Annotated in this window: 9 protein-coding genes and 4 tRNA genes; 9 read left to right on the forward strand and 4 right to left on the reverse strand. The window is 59.0% G+C overall.

Annotation, left to right across the window (positions count from 1 at the left end):
- The first annotated feature begins 95 nt into the window (after window positions 1–95).
- Window positions 96–632: a flavin reductase family protein gene (locus tag DSM14862_RS10410; protein ID WP_007120238.1), complete on the forward strand. Its 537-nt coding sequence runs from the start codon at window positions 96–98 to the stop codon at window positions 630–632.
- A 41-nt stretch (window positions 633–673) separates the two neighbouring features.
- On the opposite strand, the gene DSM14862_RS10415 is transcribed toward DSM14862_RS10410, so the two are convergent.
- The 3 genes from DSM14862_RS10415 to DSM14862_RS10425 all read right to left on the reverse strand — a co-directional run bounded on the left by DSM14862_RS10415 (window position 674) and on the right by DSM14862_RS10425 (window position 7,219).
- Complete coding sequence (locus DSM14862_RS10415) at window positions 674–5,014, reverse strand: translocation/assembly module TamB domain-containing protein (protein WP_007120239.1); 4,341 nt, start codon at window positions 5,012–5,014, stop codon at window positions 674–676.
- Entirely contained in the window at window positions 5,014–6,837 is a 1,824-nt protein-coding gene (locus tag DSM14862_RS10420) for an autotransporter assembly complex protein TamA (protein ID WP_007120240.1), read from the reverse strand. Before DSM14862_RS10420 ends, DSM14862_RS10415 begins: the two co-directional genes overlap by 1 nt.
- A gap of 296 nt (window positions 6,838–7,133) precedes the next feature.
- Window positions 7,134–7,219, reverse strand: a tRNA-Leu gene (locus DSM14862_RS10425).
- Between the two features lie 268 nt (window positions 7,220–7,487).
- Between DSM14862_RS10425 and DSM14862_RS10430 the strand changes: the two genes are divergently transcribed.
- The 6 genes from DSM14862_RS10430 to DSM14862_RS10455 all read left to right on the forward strand — a co-directional run bounded on the left by DSM14862_RS10430 (window position 7,488) and on the right by DSM14862_RS10455 (window position 11,710).
- The gene (locus tag DSM14862_RS10430) at window positions 7,488–8,195 is read left to right on the forward strand and encodes a DsbA family oxidoreductase (RefSeq protein WP_007120241.1); all 708 of its coding nucleotides are present in this window, start codon (window positions 7,488–7,490) and stop codon (window positions 8,193–8,195) included.
- Window positions 8,196–8,240: 45 nt separating this feature from the next.
- Window positions 8,241–8,921: a lipoyl(octanoyl) transferase LipB gene (lipB, locus tag DSM14862_RS10435; RefSeq protein ID WP_007120242.1), complete on the forward strand. Its 681-nt coding sequence runs from the start codon at window positions 8,241–8,243 to the stop codon at window positions 8,919–8,921.
- A 186-nt stretch (window positions 8,922–9,107) separates the two neighbouring features.
- On the forward strand, window positions 9,108–10,781 hold the full coding sequence (ctaD, locus tag DSM14862_RS10440; RefSeq protein ID WP_007120243.1) for a cytochrome c oxidase subunit I: 1,674 nt from the start codon (window positions 9,108–9,110) through the stop codon (window positions 10,779–10,781).
- A 100-nt stretch (window positions 10,782–10,881) separates the two neighbouring features.
- On the forward strand, window positions 10,882–11,271 hold the full coding sequence (locus DSM14862_RS10445) for an MAPEG family protein (protein WP_007120244.1): 390 nt from the start codon (window positions 10,882–10,884) through the stop codon (window positions 11,269–11,271).
- Window positions 11,272–11,404: 133 nt separating this feature from the next.
- Window positions 11,405–11,479 (forward strand) — tRNA-Gly (locus DSM14862_RS10450).
- Between the two features lie 156 nt (window positions 11,480–11,635).
- Window positions 11,636–11,710, forward strand: a tRNA-Gly gene (locus DSM14862_RS10455).
- A 258-nt stretch (window positions 11,711–11,968) separates the two neighbouring features.
- Here DSM14862_RS10455 and rlmB read toward each other — a convergent pair.
- Window positions 11,969–12,745: a 23S rRNA (guanosine(2251)-2'-O)-methyltransferase RlmB gene (gene rlmB, locus DSM14862_RS10460; RefSeq protein ID WP_007120245.1), complete on the reverse strand. Its 777-nt coding sequence runs from the start codon at window positions 12,743–12,745 to the stop codon at window positions 11,969–11,971.
- 112 nt (window positions 12,746–12,857) lie between these two features.
- On the opposite strand from rlmB, the gene DSM14862_RS10465 reads away from it, so the two are divergent.
- Together DSM14862_RS10465 and DSM14862_RS10470 are read left to right on the forward strand one after the other, a co-directional pair.
- Window positions 12,858–12,941, forward strand: a tRNA-Tyr gene (locus tag DSM14862_RS10465).
- Between the two features lie 93 nt (window positions 12,942–13,034).
- Window positions 13,035–14,684 (forward strand): tyrosine-type recombinase/integrase, encoded by a 1,650-nt coding sequence (locus DSM14862_RS10470; protein ID WP_007120246.1) that lies wholly within the window; start codon window positions 13,035–13,037, stop codon window positions 14,682–14,684.
- Window positions 14,685–14,736: the final 52 nt, after the last annotated feature.

Raw genomic sequence — 14,736 nt, forward strand, 5'->3', positions numbered from 1 at the left:
TCCAAAGGGTTCCTACAGGTTGTTGATGCCGCAGATATCTGCGCATTTTCGATGCCGCAGGGCACCCGACCACCGCTGGACAAATCAGCCGCCACATGGCACCGCTTGACGCTATGAACGATGATCTGATCCCTTTCTCCCCCGACAGTGGCGATGCCACGGACCTGCGCCGCGCCTTTGGGCGTTTTGGCACTGGCGTGACCGTGATTACCGTGAAGACCGCACAGGGCCCTATGGGGATGACCGCGAATTCCTTCGCCTCGGTCTCGCTTGATCCGCCTTTAGTGCTTTGGTCGCCCGCGATCTCGTCCAAACGGCACGACAGTTTCACTGCGGCAGCGTCGTTTTGCATTCACGTGCTTGGCGCAGATCAAGAAGATTTAGCCCAACGTTTCGCCACCCAAGGCCATGACTTTTCCGGCTTTGATTGGGGCGAAGACGCTGCAGGTGTGCCCACATTCGCAGGCTGCCTTGCACGTTTCCACTGCAATACCTACGCGGTACATCCAGCGGGCGATCATTCGCTAATTCTGGGACATGTGCGGCAGGTTGCCCTGCGCGAAGACGGTGCAGCCGGTTTGATGTTTGACCAAGGCCGCTATGGGCGTTTTACCCCACGCGACGACGGTTAAGCACCTCAGAGGCCAAGGGCGCCCCGAAAGGCGCCCCGATCTTAGTAATCCCGCTCAAAGAAGATACCGATACTGCTGTCACCATCCGACCCCAGCGTGCCCTTGGCCGTCAGGCTTTCAGTGATATCGAGGTTAAGGGAAACCTCGCCGGTCCCGTCAGAGGCCGCCGTGACATCGGTATAAACATTATCCGTCAGATATTTCCCCAGCCGCAGCGCCGTCGCGCCGTCGTCGGTCGTGGTTACATCCAGATCGTCCAACCCAAAGCCTTCACGCAGGTTGCCGATCACCCCTTCACCGCCGCGACCTGCAAGGGTTGCCACAGCACTCGCCAATTGCAGCGCTTGGAAGGCCGAGATTTCCGAGATGTTGCGGCCAAAGAGCAGTTGCGAGAGCACCTCATCCTGCGGTGCGGCCGGCGTGGATTCAAACGTTACCTCAGGCTCATTCGCCGGACCGCTGACGATGACCCGTACCTCACCTGTTTTGGTATCAGTAGAGGTCACAAAACGAATATAGGGGATGAAGTCGCCCTGAAATTGTACGGACCCTTCATCAAGCAAAAAGCGCTTGCCCAAGATGTCCAACCGCCCCCGGATCAATTCGAACCGTCCGGCAGAGATGATGCGGTTGGTGCTGCCCGTCAGAGTGAGGGCCCCGCCAAGTTCCGCATCCAACCCGCGGCCCCGCACAAATATGCGGTTGGGCGCATTGATCTGCAAGTTCAGCCTAAACCCGGGTCCAGAGGCGCTCTCTGCCGGGTCTTCCCCGGCATCGGCCCCATCAAGCCCGGCCTTGCGACGGGTGGCCAAGACATCGGCAGGCGCATTGACTTGGGTGATCTGTGGAATGTCACCGATCGAGGTCAGCCCCGTCGCAGGCACCTGAATACTCGTCTCACCCACATTGATCACGCCGGAAATCTGCGCGCCACCGCTCAAGGGTCCCGCAAGCCGCAGATCGCCATTCAGCGTGGTGCTGTAGAGGCTTGGATCGGCATAGGTGAGGTTGCGCACAGTCACGGCGATGTCCGCAGGCAAAGCTGGGGTCAGCGTGATTGCACCTGCCACCCGCAGCTCCCCTCCGTCTACCGCTTGACCGGTCACGTTGATCTGCGCGCGGTTGTTGCCTAGCTCAATATCTGCATTGATCCCCTGAAGGGCCACGCGCAGGTTCGGCGCCGTGAACGTCGCGTTATTGGTGGTGATCCGCCCACTGACCGAAGACAGCGCCGCCGGGCCATTGATACTCAAATCAAACTGCGCCTGCCCTTGCAAATCGCGCGGCGCGAGGAAAGGCCGCGCCAACCCAAGCGGCGCGTTGCCCGCGATATCAAGGTTTAGAGTGCCATCAGTGTTGACCAATCCGGCCACGCTCGCCTGCGTGCCCGCAGGGCCATTGGCATTGGTGTCAATCCGCCATGCCTCCCCTTCGCGCCGGGCCGAGCCTGCGACACTGAGCGGGCCGTTTACCTGCTCCACCAAGGCGCCGATATCGGGCATGCTAAGTTGGAAATCGATATCTGCATTGGGCCCGGTTACCAAGCCTTCGACCGTCGCCTGCGCGCCATAGGGACCACTGGCACTGGCATCTAGCACCACGCCCGCGTCAGTCTGACGGGCCAAACCACTGGCTGCGAACGCGCCTGAGACACTCGGCACAAACGGGTTCACGTTTGGAACAGAGACATCAAACCTCAGCGACACTTCTCCCGTGACCAGCCCTTCAACCATCGCACGGCTGCCATAGGGGCCGCTGGCGTCGACATCCACGGCGATCCCGTCAGGCGTTTGACGAATGTCACCCTGTGCCGAAAGCGCGCCGTTTACGCCGGGCGCAAAGGGGCTCACATTTGGCACAGAAAGATCGAAACTCAGCGCCATATTCGGACCAGTTGCCAAGCCTTCGACCATCGCACTGCTGCCATAGGGACCGTCTGCAGTAAAATCGACGGCGATCCCGTCAGGCGTTTGACGAATGTCACCCTGCGCGGAAAGGGGGCCGTTCGCGCCCGGTGCAAGAGGGCTGACATCGGGCAGCGAAAGATTAAAGCTCAGCGCCATATTCGGGCCAGTTGCCAAACCTTCGAGTGAAACGCGGCTGTCGTAAGGGCCGTTGACGATCGTGTCGACGACAAACCCCTGCTCCGTCTGCTCCAAAGTGCCGCTGGCCTCTACCCCGCCAGTGACCTGCGGCACGAGGGGCTGAATATCTGGCAGGGCCAAGTCAAAGGCCACGTCAACGCGCGGATAGACCAACCCCACAACCGAAGCCTGCGCATTCAGCGGCCCGCTTGCGTCGGTGTTGATCTGCCACCCTTCCGGGGTTTGGCGCAGGGTGCCCTTGGCCGTGACCGGACCCGTGATATCCGCTTCCGGCACGAAATCCTCAATCTGCGGGATATCAGCGGTGAAATCGATTTGGGCATCCTCGCCCGTGGCCAAACCCGAAACTGTCAGCGCTGCACCATAGGGGCCGTCGGTGACGGCATCGACGATCCAGCCGCGCGCCTCTTGCTCTGCCGTCGCCTTTACCGAAATCGGGCCTTCATATTGCGGCAGCACCAGTCCCACGTCGGCCAGCGTAAAGTCCAAGGCCGCGCGGCTGTCTTCGCTGCGCAGTTCCACATTACCGGTCAGATCAATCGCGTCATTCTTAAGTTCCAAGTCTTGCAGATATGTCCCTGTCTCGTTGCGTTTCGCGACCATGCTCAGGTTGGTGCGCCCTGCCAGAACCGCATCAGCCTGTTCAATCCCAATTTTAAGATCGTCCGTACCACCCGCGATCGCCAGATCGAACATACCGCCCAAGGGCGTGACCGTGCCGTTCAACGCCAGCGCTGTTGCGCCCGCAATATCGCGCCCCGCCAACGCGGAAAAGCGGCTGATATCCTTGGCTTCCAACGTCATCTTCAACTGCGTCAAAAGTCCGGCATCAACACCGTCAATCGCGGCTTCCCCCGTCAGGCCATAATCCTCACCCGACAGGGTCAGACCGTTAATCTCAATCGGCTCCCCCTCAACGAAGCGGATCTCAGCGCTACCGTTGATCGCATCGCCAATGGCTTCAGCACTGGCCGGATCGGTGAGCGCAAGCCCTTTGGCGGCAAAGGTCACATCGCCAAGAAACTGCCCCAAACTGCCAAGATTTCCCTCAAGGATCCCATCAAGCGCAAGTTGGGTTTCGGCAATTTGCAACGCGCCCGTGTCGAGCCCGGTGATGTCGAACGCACTTTCAAAGCTGTCGCCATCAGCGGCGTCGTAATCCACCCGCAGGGTCACAGCCTCAACCCGCGTGCCATCACCAGAGATAGGCAAAAGCGTCGTGGTGCCATCGGGGTTTTCGATCCGGCCCGAAATGTCGATCAGTGTCGGCCATTTCTCTTGGTTCAGCGTGACCTTACCCTCAAGGTCGACCGAATTAGCCGCGAGGGTGAAGCTGCTGACATCAATAGCGCCGTTGCTTTCCAACAGCGCATCAACTGCAAGCCGCACCTCATCGCCGAAAAACTCGCGGTAGCGCGGGGCAAGCAGTGCAGTGATATCGCCGCCGATGTCCGCCTGAATACGGCGGTCCGGCGTTTCGCTTGCGCGGCGCGAGGTCTGGGTGCCCAAAGTGACCTGTCCGGCCAGACGCTCTTCACCGTCCGTGGCAATTGTCACATCGGTGGCAAAATCGTCCAGCGGGCCTGCGCCTTTGACGGTCATCTGTACCGAAGGTTGGCCCGGCAGGTTCAACAGCTTCGACGCAATGCCTTCGGGGTCTTCGGTCAGGTTCAACAGCAGATCGAGCACGTTCTCCGTGCGGTCAAAATCGGCCTGAATATCGAACTCGCCCTTTTTGCCATCGGTACGGCGCGCCTGAAAATCAATGAAACCGACGGTGTCGGTCAGACGCGCGTTGGCCTGCACCGACAGCTGCGCCGCTTCGCCCAAGATCGGCTCGCCAAGATTGATCTCATCCACAGAAAAGTTTGCAATTTCAATAGATACGGGCAGATCAGGCAGTGCAAAAGGCGTGGCCTCGGCGTCGGGCAGATCGACTTCATCGCTGACCGGGAGCCGTTCCACATCAAGCCGGCCTGCCGTGAGCTGTTCAACCTCAAGCCGACCGCGCAACAAGGCTGAACGGTTCCAATCAAGCACCACATCTTCCAATGTCAGCCAGATGCCGTCGTCATCGGAAATGGTCATCCGCTCGAAAGAGGCCGCCGAGCTTAGCGCCCCTGAAAAGCCATCAATGCTAACCGTTCGGCCCGCCCCGCTGAGCGCGTCTTGAATGGTGCGCGTCAAAAAGCCCTTGTCATCATCCTGCGCGAAGGCCGGAGAGAGAGCGGCCAGATAGACGAAGCTGGCGGTGAGAAACTGCAAAAACTGTCGCATTAAAATGACTGCCCGATCCCGATATAGACTTGGAAATCTTCATCCACTTCTGGCCCCGACGTGGGCACAGCGACATCCAAACGGATGGGGCCGATACCCGTCGCATAGCGCAAACCCAGACCCGCACCGGAATGCCACGTGCCGGACCCGTCATAGAATTCTTCTGACCCGATGTAGCCCGCATCGGCAAAGCCCACGACACCGATCTTTTCGGTCAGCGACACCCGCGCTTCGGCTGAGACACCTGCAAAACTGCGCCCGCCGACCGTATCGCCGCTTGCCAGATCGACCCCCAATGACTGATAGGGCTGCCCGCGTACGCTGCCACCCCCACCCGAGTAAAAGAGGTAGTCCGCAGGTGCCTCAGACAGGTCTGGCCCGGCGACCGAACCAAGCTGACCACGAAAGGCCAGAGTGACCGGGCGTTCACTACCGAAAGTACGGTAATAGCGCGCGTCAAAATAGGTGCGCAGCCCGCTCTCCGACCCCGAAAGCGCAACGAAGGGCGTTATGCTGGCATCAATGTAATAGCCTTCGGTCGCATCCAGCTCTTTGTCGCGGTAATCAAACTCAGCGCCCAATGGGAGGGTTAGCAAGGTGTACTCATTGGTGCCGAAAGCGTCTTCCGTTTCGGCCACACGCAGACCAAGCCCTGCTGAGTAGGTGCGGTTTTGATTGGCGATCCGCTCGATCCCCGCCTCAAGATCCAGCTGGCGTGAAAAGAAATTCACCTCATCGAGCTGCTCCAACGTCGCCAGCGCATAGAAATTCGTGTCTTCATTAAAGGTCGCTGGCCGCTCGAAACGTGCGGCCAGACTGTAGTCTTCGCCGCCCGAATTGCCGCCAATGCCCTCAACCTCAGCCGAAAGACGCAGCCGTTCGGCCCCGCCCAACAAGTTGCGATGCAACCAAAAGGTGCTGAACGTCAGCCCTTCAAGCGATGACAGCTCCGCGCCAAAGCCGAAACGGCGTTTGGGCGCTTCGGTAATCTGCGCGGTGATCGGGAGCGTGTCATTGGGGCCGATCCGGCGGGCCTCAATCAGCGCCACAGCGTCAAAGGCACCGGTGCGGCGCAGACGTTCCGTGGCCAGTTCCAACTCCTCGGGATCAAAGACCTCCCCTTCCGGCAGGCCAGCAATTTCAATCAAACGCGCGGTGCGCACATCCTCGTTCCCGGTCACGGTAAGCGCGCCAAAGCGCAGCTTCGGGCCGGGGGCCAGCCGCAAATCCGCGTCGATCTGACGCTCGCGGTGTTTGGCAGTCAGGTCTTGATCGGCCAATTCAGCCTTGGCATGTCCCACACCGCGCCAGCCGCTGATCCCCGCGGAAACGGTTTCTTTCAGCACGCTAAGTCTGGCAGTCTCACCTGTGGCAAACCCATCGGGCAATTTTGTCTCGGGCGCGACAGGGGCGATCCGGGCCAAGCCAAAGCGGAACTTTGGCCCCGGAGTGACAGTGATAACGGCGCGGTCAATCCGGCGCGGGGGTCGTACCGGCGGAATTGCCGCGGCATCGACGCCATCCAGCGTGATTGTCAGCGTCGGCCCGAAATACCCATTGTCATAAAGAAGCGCCAAGAGCCTGCCGTAGTCCGCCTGTGCGGCTGCAACCAGTTCTTGGGGTGTGGCAGGTTCGGCATCTTCATCCGTTTCACCCGTTTGTTCCGCAAGCAAAGAGCCATCAAGCAGCGTGGTATAAAGCTCTGTATCCTCAGCCACCCCCGTGAGTACCAGTTGCGCTGCCTGCGCAGCCGCGCCTCCGCCAAGAAGAAGGCTTATGGCAAGATAGATCGCCGCCCCTTGAGTCTGCCCCTGATGCGCCACGCGCTACCCTCCTGCATCCCGTCGTCCCGGTTTCCGTGCCGGTTCTGCTTTGCCCGCCGCAGACGGGCATTCATCTCATCACCCTTTAAACGGCATTGCTGCTTTGGCTGCAAACACTCTGCGGGTACATAAAGGGGATGTGAACAACGGGCCCCCCACCCAATGGGTGTCTGGGACGCAAAATCGGCGTAATCTCGCGCAGCCTGAGTGTAGACTGTCTGCGCAGAGATGCGAGGCTTCGGAGCAAGTTCGTTTCATGAATTTTCCAACCGTCGCTTTGCTGTTGCAAAGCAAGGTGGTGCGGTCGGAGAGACTCGAACTCTCACGGGTGTTACCCCACAGCGACCTCAACGCTGCGCGTCTACCATTCCGCCACGACCGCACGCCATGGTTGGTGGGCGGGGTTTAGCCAAAGACCAGAGGCTTGTGAAGAGGCAATCGGCAATATTTTCAGTCTTTTTCCGAACTGTTCAGTTGGCCGTTTGAAACCCCCTGCCCCTCGACCAGTCGGCCCCAAACTTGGCGGCGCCGACCCCAAGGTACGCTTGGCCCGTTCACAAATCCTTTAATGCGCTGCAATCTCGCACCCCAAACGTTGAAACACTGCGCCCGGCAGGCCATCTGATGGGGCAAGCAACAAGGATTACATCATGCCCGCAGACAGCACCGCCCCCGATCAGACCAACTCCCAAGCAGATCCAACCGATGCCCCCACCGTGCAAATTGACATTGTGTCGGATGTCATGTGCCCATGGTGCATCGTTGGCTACAAGCAGTTGGAACAGGCGCTCGGGTCAGTGGGTGTTGGCGCCTACATCCGCTGGCATCCTTTCGAGTTGAACCCTCAGATGCCCGCCGAAGGTCAGAACATGGCCGAGCATCTGGCCGAGAAATACGGCTCCACCCCTGCGCAGTCGGTCGAGAATCGCAAGCGCCTGTCCGATATGGGCCGCGATCTGGGCTTTACCTTTAATTTTTCTGATGAAACCCGGATGCAAAATACCTTCGCAGCGCATCAGTTGCTGACATGGGCGCAATCCAAAGGCTTGCAGCACCCGCTGAAGATGGCCCTTTTCGACGCGCATTTCACTCAAGGTCGCAATGTGAATGACACCGACGTGCTGGCCGATGTTGCCGCAACCGCTGGTCTCGACCGCGCAGAAGCGTTGGAGGTTCTGAACAGCGGCAGCTTGGCCGAACCAACCCGCGAAGCGCAGGAATTCTGGACCTCGCGCGGAATTTCCGGCGTGCCCTCGATGGTATTTGAGGGGAAATACCTCGTCACCGGCGCGCAGGGGGCCGATAACTATGCCCAAATGCTGCGCAAGGTTCTCGAAGAGCGCGACGCCGCCGCGTAATTGTCGCCTATGGCGGTGCGACACGGGTCTTGTTAAGGCATCTATATGGTTGAATGGATCATCACCGACGGCTTGACCGATTACCGCACCGCCGAGGCGTGGATGGAAGCGCGCGCCGCCGCCATTGCAGCAGGCGAAGCCGAGGAATGCATCTGGTTGGTAGAGCACCCCCCGCTCTACACCGCCGGCACCTCGGCAAAGGCCGAAGACCTGACCGATCCGGAGCGTTTCCCGGTCTACCCCACCCGGCGCGGGGGGCAGTACACCTATCACGGGCCGGGCCAGCGCGTGGCCTATGTAATGCTGAACGTGGCCGCCCGTGGCCGCGATGTGCGTTGCTTCGTGCGCCAGCTAGAAAATTGGGTGATTGCCACACTAGGTCAGTTTAACCTGCGTGGAGAGATTCGCCCCGGCCGCGTCGGCGTCTGGGTACAACGCCCCGAAAAGCCCGCGCAGGCCGATGGCAGCCCCGCCGAAGACAAGATCGCCGCGATTGGAATCAGGCTGCGGAAATGGGTCAGCTTTCATGGCATCAGCATCAATGTCGAACCGGACCTCAGCCATTTTGGCGGCATTGTCCCTTGTGGTATTGCCGATCATGGGGTGACCTCCCTTGTCGATCTTGGCTTGCCTGTCACCATGGATGATGTCGATCTGGCCCTGCGCGCCACGTTCGATGATGTCTTTGCCAGCGATCCCGTCGGCAGCTGCGATACCGCCCCCTGACCTCCGATAACCGCGCCTCGAACGGCCCCTCAGCCCAATTTGACCGCGACAGCAACAGGGTAAAAAATACCCTCCCTGCGACCATCGCGCCCATTGCCCCCGCGAAGCGAGCGCTCTAAAACGGGCGCGACTACGCATGCGCCGCCTATGGCGCCATGTGTCCAATTCATTTGCAGGAGGCACCGCATGGCAGACGCAGCCATTCACGGCCAAGATCACCACGACGACCGGGGGTTCTTCACCCGGTGGTTCATGTCCACCAACCACAAAGACATCGGTATTTTGTACCTGATCGTCTCGGCCTTCGTGGGTCTTATCTCGGTGGCATTCACCGTTTACATGCGCCTTGAGCTCATGAACCCCGGCGTTCAATACATGTGTATGGAAGGCGCGCGTTTCATCGCGGATAGCGCCGCTGCATGTACGCCCAATGGTCATCTGTGGAACGTGCTGATCACCGGCCACGGCATCCTGATGATGTTCTTCGTCGTGATTCCCGCCCTCTTCGGCGGTTTCGGCAACTACTTCATGCCGCTGCAGATCGGCGCGCCGGATATGGCGTTCCCACGCATGAACAACCTCAGCTTCTGGCTCTATGTCGCCGGTACAACGCTGGCGGTCTGCTCGCTGCTGACACCGGGCGGCAATGGCCAGCTGGGTTCCGGCGTGGGCTGGGTGCTCTACCCGCCGCTCTCGGTACGCGAAGCAGGCATGTCCATGGACTTCGCGATCTTCGCGGTTCACGTCTCGGGTGCCTCGTCGATCCTCGGCGCGATCAACATGATCACCACTTTCCTGAACATGCGTGCCCCCGGCATGACCCTGTTCAAAGTGCCGCTCTTTGCATGGTCGATCTTCGTTACAAGCTGGCTGATCCTTCTGTCCTTGCCGGTTCTGGCGGGCGCGATCACCATGCTGTTGATGGACCGTAACTTTGGCTTTGCGTTCTTCGATCCCGCAGGCGGTGGTGACCCGATCCTCTACCAGCACATCCTGTGGTTCTTTGGTCACCCCGAAGTTTACATCATCATCCTGCCGGGCTTTGGCATCATCTCCCACGTGATTGCGACCTTCTCGCGCAAACCGGTCTTCGGCTACCTGCCGATGGTCTGGGCGATCATCGCGATTGGTGCTCTGGGCTTCGTCGTTTGGGCGCACCACATGTACACCGTGGGCATGACCCTGAACCAGCAGGCCTACTTCATGCTGGCCACCATGGTCATCGCGGTGCCAACAGGGGTGAAGGTCTTCAGCTGGATCGCCACCATGTGGGGCGGCTCTATCGAGTTCAAAACACCGATGCTCTGGGCCTTTGGCTTCCTGTTCCTCTTTACTGTTGGTGGCGTCACCGGCATCGTACTGAGCCAGGCCGCTGTGGACCGTGCCTATCACGACACCTATTACGTCGTGGCACACTTCCACTACGTGATGTCCCTCGGCGCGGTCTTCGCCATCTTCGCAGGTATCTACTTCTACCTGCCTAAGATGACAGGCCGTATGTACCCCGAATGGGCCGGCAAACTGCACTTCTGGATGATGTTCATCGGTGCCAACCTGACCTTCTTCCCGCAGCACTTCTTGGGCCGTCAGGGCATGCCACGCCGCTACATCGACTACCCAGAGGCCTTCGCCTATTGGAACCAGTGGTCGAGCTGGGGTGCTTTCCTGAGCTTCGCGTCCTTCCTGTTCTTCTTCGGGATCATGGCCTACACGCTGACACGCGGCGCCCGCTCCACGGCGAACAACCCATGGAACGAGTTTGCGGACACGCTGGAATGGACCCTGCCCAGCCCGCCGCCCGAGCACACGTTCGAGCAGCTTCCAAAGCAGGAAGACTGGGACAAGCAGCACAGCCACTAAGCTTTGCTGAAAATTAGAAAGGCCCCGCCAGCGCGGGGCCTTTTCTTTTGCGCCTCCTCATCCTCACTCTAGCCCATAGCTCCCTCACAAAGGTCACCTGATGTCTCTCACCCTCACCCCAATCTACGCCGCCCTCTGCGCGCTGGTTTTCCTAGGCCTCAGCTGGCATGTCATCGCCTACCGCCGCGCCAATCGCATCTCTCTAGGCGATACCGGAGACAAGGCGCTGCTCAAACGCATGCGCGCCCAGGCCAACGCAGCAGAATATATGCCTATCGCGCTGATCCTACTGGCCCTGATCGAAGCCAGCGGCGCACCGGCACTGGCGGTCCACACCTTAGGCCTCGCGCTGCTCACGGGCCGCATCCTGCACCCCTTAGGCTTTGCAGCGACCCCGCAAAAATTCATCCTGCGCCAGATCGGCATGATCCTAACCCTCGCCATGATCGCCCTTTCGGCGCTTGGCCTACTGGCCCATTCCCTCTTCTAATTCATCCTTTCTTAAATACCCGCGGGGGCCCGGGGGCAGCGCCCCCGCCTTCACCAAATTTTTCCACCCAAAACATCATTTCCCTCTTGAAGCCCTCCGCGCCTATGGGTATCCCGCCCACACCAAACGGTAAGCGGGCGTAGCTCAGGGGTAGAGCATAACCTTGCCAAGGTTAGGGTCGGGCGTTCGAATCGCCTCGCCCGCTCCATTTGGTCTGCACAGGGTCGCATCTTCGGATGCGGCCCTTTGTGTTTCCGACACCTCTTACCCTTACCCAGAAAAACGCATGCCGTCGGCGATAACACCTCATTTTCCCTCTTGCAGCCGTCCGCCCGAATGGGTATTCCCGCCTCACCAACCGGATGCGGGCGTAGCTCAGGGGTAGAGCATAACCTTGCCAAGGTTAGGGTCGGGCGTTCGAATCGCCTCGCCCGCTCCAGGTTGATCCTACCACCCCGTAGGAAACTCAAAGCCGCCCCTCGGGGCGGCTTTTGTGTATCTGGCTCCACTCCCAAACAAAAAAAACGCCCCATGACGAGCACGGGGCGTATAGGTACGGAACGAGGGACAGTTTGAGGCCGGCAGGCGTTCCGGGCCTGCGGTCACTATTAAACTTAGGAAGTCCCAACCGTTTTCAAAGGGGACGCGACCCTTGGACGCGCCCCCTGCCCGGTTTTGAGCCAGTTCTTGCCGATTCTCAGCCGCCAACCCGACTGGCGTAAAGGGCAATGGCCGCCGCGTTGGACACGTTGAGGGAGCCAAACCCCCCCGCCGCGTCGATCCGCACCAATGCGTCAACCGTCTCGCGTGTCTTCTCTCTCAGCCCTGGGCCTTCGGCGCCAAGGACCAGCGCCACAGGGCGATCCCGGCGGCCCTCTACGGCGGTTTCGATGGTCTGCGTCGCCTCACCGTCAAGCCCCAGCACCAGATACCCCATGCCCTGCAACGCGCGGATTGCGTCGGCAAGGTTGCGCACCCGCAGGTAGGGCTGACGCTCCAACGCGCCGCTGGCGGTCTTGGCCAAGGCACCTGTCTCGGGTGCCGAATGATGTTTGGTGCCGATCACCGCAGACGCACCCAAAACCTCAGCCGAGCGCAAAATCGCCCCCACGTTATGCGGATCGGTCACCCGGTCCAGCAGCAACAGGCGCGGCGCGGTGTCACCGATGGCGACATCCTCCAACCCGCCCCAGTTCAGCGGCTTCACCTCCAACACCGCGCCTTGGTGCACGGAGTTCGGATCAAGCGGCGGGCGGAACTTGCGCGGGTCCACGACTTCGGGCGCGATTCCCGCCTCGGCAATGGCATCTTCGAGCTTTGCTTGCGCATTCGGCGTGACCATCAACTGCAGTTTTTCGCGGTTAGGGTTCATCAACGCATCGCGCACCGCATGCAGGCCAAAAAGCCAAACTGTCTGCGCCGCATCGGCCTTTTTGTCCTGCTCTTTTTGCACGACCCATTTGGGTTTCTTCATCTCTTTATCCTTTCGCGCGATTTCCCCAAGATTTCTCGGGAATTCGCCTTGACGGTCCTTTGGGTCGCTTGTAATCACGCCCCCACGTCAGGTGCAATGCACAGGACAAAGTGGGCGACAGGCCGCAAGGTGTGGCAGGGGACTGTAACTCCCTCGCGGAGACGCACGCCTGGTTCGATTCCAGGGTCGCCCACCACTACCCCTAACGCTTTGAAAGCATGGAGTAGTGGTGGTATCATGTTGGTGTTCTTGATCCGATTTCGATACAAATTAGGCACATTTCGATACAATGGCACCCTCAAAGAAGGTTCGATACCTAAAGATCGACCGTGGAAGATTCTTCTACCAGAGACGTGTTCCGCAGAAGCTACACGACCTTCTTGACCAAAAGATTTGGTTAAGGCCCTGCGGCGACGTACCCTACTCTAAGGCAATCCAGCTGGTTGTGACCTGGGCTGAAGAGCATGACGAATTCATAGCCCAGATGGCTTCTTTGGAAGCTAGGCAGGTTTACGCAAGAAGGCAAAGGCTCGATGTGCAGGAAGCATTTGAGAATGCTATGGGGAGTGAGGCTGCGGATACGCCCATGTATGACCTCCCTCTGCCATTCGAAGAATTGTCGACTAGCTCCAGCGCTGACGCCGCCCCAGATTGGCGATGGGCAAAATTTTCCCTCCGAGAATTAGACGCTGAGCGAGATGGGGATCGGCCAACCCGACACATGCGTACTCAGTTACTGGCGCGCCTCCATAGAGAGGCCGTCTCAAACGGACCAAGCATGCCGATGGAGTTTCCGCCTTTTCAAGCCTTCAAAGAGCTCCTGCACCGATATAGCGACGCCCCCAACATTAGCAGCGTGTCGCTTGGTCATAAGCTTCCTGATCCAATGGGGACAGAAGAGTACGTCGAAGAGATGCAGAAAATTCATGCGGCAGCTTTCGGTGCGGCATCACCTGCTCCGCCGACCGACCCGGATGAGCGGGATGAATACGATTTGATAAAATTGAAGCTAGAGAGAAGAATTTCAGAGCTGACCCCCGATCCCCATACGCTCACGGCGGTCTCTGAAGCGTACTTTACGTTTAACGGCATTAGACCGTTCACACAGGCGAAGTATCGCAGAGACATAGGACGGCTGGCAGCACTAGTGGGTGACATACCGGTCAAAGGGGTCACCACAGCGCACTTAAAGCAGCTTAGAGACCATCTAGCCCCGACGATGAAGGCTGCCTCGCTACATGCCGTATTCACCCCCATAAAGGGCCTTTTTAAGTACGCCGCCCAGGAAGAGATACTAGACGTCAACCCAGCTTCAGCACTTGTGCTTCCTCGAGATAAGAGGTCAATCGAAGAAAGAAAACGGAAGAAGTTTGACCCGGAGGAAGCTTGTCGGATCGACGAAGCGATTAGCGCAGTGTGGGGCAATCCAGTTTACGGGCTATCTGACAAAAGAAGGGAAGCCCTCTCTCAGGTTGTGCGAGCGCTGATGTTCACTGGCATGCGACCAATCGAAATTCTAAGATTGCAACCCCACGATGTAGAGGATCATCTAATCCGCGTTACAGACAGTAAGACTGAGAGCTCCACTCGTATTGTTCCCCTACATCCCGAACTTAAAAGTTTTCCGAAGTGGGTTCGCGAAGGTGGTCTTAGCACGTTTGCATCTGTCACATCGGACCCGGTAGGCCCAGTTCGGCACAACTTCAGCCGTCTAATCCGAACGAAATTATCACCGCCAATCCTGGATGACCGCAAAACCTTATATTCTTTGCGAACTACATTCGTAAACGCGATGCGGCGTGCTGGCGCAGATATACAGATGAGGCGCGCGATTCTCGGCCATAAGGAAGCGGGGGCTATCAGGCATTACGACGATGGCCCCGAGTTTAGAGAGAAGCTCGAAATTATTGCGAAAACCGATCCGAGGAAACCTTACTAAGACGTGCTAGTGGCTTTAGACCTGCGTCGATTTTCAAACGAAGAGACACTGG

This window comes from Sulfitobacter indolifex (genome assembly GCF_022788655.1).
In the GTDB taxonomy this organism is placed as follows: Bacteria; Pseudomonadota; Alphaproteobacteria; order Rhodobacterales; family Rhodobacteraceae; genus Sulfitobacter; species Sulfitobacter indolifex.